Origin of the sequence: Asticcacaulis biprosthecium C19, assembly GCF_000204015.1 — a bacterium.
Lineage (GTDB): Bacteria > Pseudomonadota > Alphaproteobacteria > Caulobacterales > Caulobacteraceae > Asticcacaulis > Asticcacaulis biprosthecius.
The window spans coordinates 1,719,226-1,722,357 of record NZ_GL883077.1 but is presented as its reverse complement, the minus strand read 5'-3'; the positions used below and the strand labels follow the sequence as shown (position 1 = coordinate 1,722,357).

Sequence of the window (3,132 nt, the reverse complement as noted above, 5' to 3'; positions counted from 1 at the left end):
ACTTTGCAGGCCAGCATCACCCATTTTCAGGGGCGGCTGGGTGCCTTGGTAGCAGACGAACCCTTTGCAGTCTTGCCGGCGGCCTGAGCCTTGTCGGCGTCGATGCGGGCGACGATGGCGGCGGCGTCATTGCCCGTAACATGGGCGGCGACGGTGTTGGCCTTCACGGCAAGGAAACCACGGTCATTGTCAGGCGTAAGTGCCGCCTTCAGGGCCGCCGGCATTTCGGGCGCCGGTGTCGACGGCGCAGCGGCGATCTGCTGATAGGGCTTGGTGGCGTAAGGTTGTGGCTCGGGCGGCAGGCCTTCCGACTCGGCGATGATCTTCTGCGCCTGGGCCTGGCCCTCGGGGGTGTCCTGATAGATAAAGCCGTTGGTAGCATAGACGGTGGTGCCGAAATCGTTCAGCGGGCCGTACCACACCTTGACCTTGGACCAGTCGCCACGGGCCGACACGTCCATGACGTTGACGTCCTTTTCGACCTGACCGCGGCGGCCATTGATCGGCGACCAGTTGGCATGGGTGATCTGGATATAGCGGTCGGTGATGATCTGCGACACCACGGCGACGTGGCCGCGATTCATCTTGCCCTGACGCGGAAACACCATGACGGCGCCGGGCTTGGGTGCAGTGCCGGTGTCATACTTCGCATTGGCCTTGTCCCACCAGGTCCAGGCATCACCGAAAATCTGCATACCGGTCAGCGACCGGGCGAAGGTGACGCACTGCCAATAGGGCGAACGCGAGGCGCCATTGGCCAGGGAACGGGATTGACGCGAAGCGGTCCGTACAGCCTTCACCTTCTTGGCCTTGGCCGACGTGGTCGAAGATGCCGTCGAAGCCTTTTTGGCGGCGGCGGGTTTAGCCGTTGCAGCGGCCGCACTGGTAGCATAAAACGCTGGTGCAGCGCACAAGGTAAAAGCGGCTATAACTAACGCCGACACGGTTTTCTTCACGCGGTTACTCCGTGAAAGTTGAGCCCCGTGACTTCAATACAACAGAATAATAAAATTTCAACAAACTTTTCGGCTGATCACGTAAAATGTTAACCGAATTATTCCCCTAACGAGGGATGAATCTCGCGTTTGCGAGAGGCCCAGCGAACTCCCAAGTCCCTGATAATATTACGGAAAGGCCGCTCGATCAGGTGGTGCGCCAGCATGCTGAGCGGGATAAGCGCCAACAGACCCGCCAGCCACCAGAAGAACGGCAGAGGCCCTTCGCTGCCCAGCAGCATATTGACGCCCTTCAGATAGACCCACTTCCACGGCACATAGATCATGTAGGTGGCGAAGCTGATTTCGCCGAGATAGACCAGCACCTTGCTGGACAGGATGCCGCCGGTCTCCGCACCACTGGCATCGCGGCCAAACCCTGCCAGAGACAGGACCAGAAGCCCCAGCGCCAGGACGGCGACGGTGTCGGTACCGTTGAACGAGGTGGCGACAATGACGGTCAGGCTGGCGATCACGGCACCGGCGACGGCCAGTTTCGGGTTGGCGACGGCGCCGTTGCGCCACGCCAGGTACAAAGCAGAACCGAACAGGAAGGTCGGCACGATTCGCAAGGCGCCCCACTGGAAGGTGGCCTTGGTCAGCGGGAAGCCGGCGATGGCGCCAAACGCCAGGTTCAAGGCAACCACGACCGCAGCGGCCAGGGCGACAGCGACGATCGGACGGTCGCGCAGGCGCCAGGCGCCCCAGGCGACGGCCGGGAAGCACAGATAGGCCAACCACTCGGCTGAGATCGACCAGGACGGATGGTTGAACGACGCGCTGGGCGCCAGCCCCCAGGCCTGGGTCAGGGTCAGGTGCGCCGGAAGCGCGGCCCAGTTGGCGGCATTGGCATCAAGCTGGATGCCTTTCAGCGCCGCGGCCCCGATCAGCAGAATGGTAAACAGCAAGGTGGCGGCATGCAGCGGATAGACCCGCGCCAGGCGATGATTGACAAAGGTGCCGTAGCTGAACCGCCCCTCGCCCACGCTGTCGAGATAGACATGGGAGAGGATAAAGCCCGACAGGATAAAGAACAGGTCCACCCCCAGATAGCCGTGCTCCATCAGCCCGAAGCTGATCGGCGTATTGAGCTCATGCATATAGGTATAGAGCACGACCCAGACGGCGGCAAAGAACCGGAGCGAGGTCAGGGGCTTGAGATGGTCCTGCATGTGTTCGATCCTGGAGCAGCGGCGTTAAAATACCGCTAGGGCTGGCGTCAAAAACTATCCCGAAACGGGAATTTGACGGATCGATTGCAGGAAACGTGCCTAGGTTTCGCTTTTCAGGATGGAAATGAGCTCGGCGTGAAAAGCCTCGTGGGCAATCCGCTCGCCGGCCCAGGCCGGACTGTGGTGAACGAGCGCCTTGGCGTCCTTCAACGTCAGGCCATGGATTTCAACCAGGCAGCGAATAGTGTCAACTATGCTGTGGCCGGACGCCTTCAAATCTTCAACACGTCTGGCCAGATCGTTGTCGGTCACGGTCGCGCACCTCGCTATCGGATAATCATTCGCGCCACGCGAACCATGGCATCGGCATTTAGATGAACATGTCAGAGCCATTTACACAATTGATATCATGTCACCGTATTTCTCTAGTATTTCTCTATAAGCATGAATGGTATTTGCTACTTCTTTGTTTATGATTAACTGCACGCGAACGCAGGCCTTTCATCCTCTCGCCCATCTATCAGCACTACAGGACGAAAGACTGAAGTATTTTCAATGCGCAAGAAGCCTTCTTCGGAAAAATCCATGTCTATTTCACAATTGGAGCCTACAATAATCGCGGTGAATACGACACAAACCATCTTTGATTCTATATCAAACTCCTCACCCCACGGCTCTATGATTAAGAATTTTGACGAGTCTCCAGATATATTTAACTTTATTTGCATATTCATCACCAGTTTTTGAGGACATTTATAAGAACCTCTGATCTGTATTTTGCCGTTTCATTTGTTATTACAGTTCCATTCGATCGAACAGTCTGAATTGCCCCTTCATAGAATTTCTGCCAGGTACTGACCGACCCTTCCGACACACCAACATCTTTGAGGCTCTGGATAGCGGAACTGCTAACTCTGGGATTCGGGGACAGGATTCGGGGACACGGGTTTCCGGGTTGGTTCGGG

The 3,132-nt window shown here is 57.3% G+C and carries 3 protein-coding genes; all 3 read right to left on the bottom strand.

The genetic code is table 11. The annotated features are described in order from the left end of the window. Nucleotides 1–26: 26 nt before the first annotated feature. The 3 genes from ABI_RS08095 to ABI_RS08085 all read right to left on the bottom strand — a co-directional run bounded on the left by ABI_RS08095 (nt 27) and on the right by ABI_RS08085 (nt 2,479). On the bottom strand, nt 27–944 hold the full coding sequence (locus ABI_RS08095; RefSeq protein ID WP_374188334.1) for a CHAP domain-containing protein: 918 nt from the start codon (nt 942–944) through the stop codon (nt 27–29). Between the two features lie 110 nt (nt 945–1,054). Continuing rightward, nucleotides 1,055–2,167, bottom strand: a complete 1,113-nt coding sequence (locus ABI_RS08090; RefSeq protein WP_006272424.1) for an acyltransferase family protein — start codon at nt 2,165–2,167, stop codon at nt 1,055–1,057. A 99-nt stretch (nt 2,168–2,266) separates the two neighbouring features. After that, nucleotides 2,267–2,479 carry a hypothetical protein gene (locus ABI_RS08085; RefSeq protein ID WP_006272423.1) on the bottom strand — a complete coding sequence of 71 codons (213 nt, stop codon included), beginning with the start codon at nt 2,477–2,479 and terminating at the stop codon, nt 2,267–2,269. Nucleotides 2,480–3,132 lie beyond the last annotated feature (653 nt).

What these genes read in the sequence shown, in the direction of transcription:
- ABI_RS08090 (WP_006272424.1), bottom strand. Translation starts at nt 2,167, where the DNA reads ATGCAGGACCATCTCAAGCCCCTGACCTCGCTCCGGTTCTTTGCCGCC.